At 50.2% G+C, this 1484-nt stretch carries 1 rRNA gene; it reads right to left on the bottom strand.

Annotated elements, in window-relative coordinates:
• Nucleotides 1-146: 146 nt before the first annotated feature.
• A 16S ribosomal RNA gene (locus Q0871_RS18595) occupies nucleotides 147-1484 on the bottom strand; the annotation flags it as partial.

Genomic DNA, 1484 nt, shown 5'->3' with positions numbered 1-1484 from the left:
AAAAAAAAAGCAATTACTTATATATCATAATTATGGAGATGTATCAATTGAACAATTACTAAAGAAACTATTATTAAATCAAAAGACCGGGACCGTAGTTCCATTCTTTACTTCGTCAGGGACTGTCATTGAATGACAATCTCTAGAAAGGAGGTGTTCCAGCCGCACCTTCCGGTACGGCTACCTTGTTACGACTTAGCCCTAGTTACCGATCTTGCCCTAGGCCGCTCCTTACGGTGACGGACTTCAGGCACTCCCGGCTTCCATGGCTTGACGGGCGGTGTGTACAAGGCCCGGGAACGTATTCACCGGATCATGGCTGATATCCGATTACTAGCGATTCCAGCTTCACGGGGTCGAGTTGCAGACCCCGATCCGAACTGTGACAGGTTTTATAGATTCGCTCTGCCTTGCGACATGGCTGCTCTCTGTACCTGCCATTGTAGCACGTGTGTGGCCCAGGACGTAAGGGCCGTGATGATTTGACGTCATCCCCACCTTCCTCACGGTTTGCACCGGCAGTCCCGTTAGAGTCCCCATCATGACATGCTGGCAACTAACGGTAGGGGTTGCGCTCGTTATAGGACTTAACCTGACACCTCACGGCACGAGCTGACGACAACCATGCAGCACCTTGCAAATTGCCCGAAGGAAAATCTATCTCTAGACCTGTCAATATGCATTTAAGCCCTGGTAAGGTTCCTCGCGTATCATCGAATTAAACCACATGCTCCACCGCTTGTGCGGGCCCCCGTCAATTCCTTTGAGTTTCATTCTTGCGAACGTACTCCCCAGGTGGGATACTTATCACTTTCGCTTGGCCGCCCAGAACTCAAGGTTCCGGACAGCTAGTATCCATCGTTTACGGCGTGGACTACCAGGGTATCTAATCCTGTTCGCTCCCCACGCTTTCGTCCATCAGCGTCAGTATATAGTTAGTCACCTGCCTTCGCAATCGGTGTTCTATGTAATATCTATGCATTTCACCGCTACACTACATATTCCGGCAACTTCACTATAACTCAAGACCAACAGTATCAAAGGCAATTTTACAGTTGAGCTGCAAACTTTCACCCCTGACTTATCGGCCCGCCTACGGACCCTTTAAACCCAATAATTCCGGATAACGCTCGGACCCTCCGTATTACCGCGGCTGCTGGCACGGAGTTAGCCGGTCCTTATTCTTACAGTACCGTCAGTAAGCTACACGTAGCTCTTTTTCTTCCTGTATAAAAGCAGTTTACTACCCATAGGGCATTCTTCCTGCACGCGGCATGGCTGGATCAGAGTCTCCTCCATTGTCCAATATTCCTCACTGCTGCCTCCCGTAGGAGTCTGGTCCGTGTCTCAGTACCAGTGTGGGGGATCCCCCTCTCAGGGCCCCTACCCATCGTAGTCTTGGTAAGCCGTTACCTTACCAACAAACTAATGGGACGCATGGCCATCTTATACCGCCCGAAGGCTTTAACCAAATCCCGATGCCG

It is taken from the genome of uncultured Maribacter sp. (assembly GCF_947500985.1).
Classification (GTDB): Bacteria; Bacteroidota; Bacteroidia; order Flavobacteriales; family Flavobacteriaceae; genus Maribacter.
Note: the sequence above shows the minus strand (reverse complement) of the source record. Positions and strands in the feature narration are given on the sequence as shown.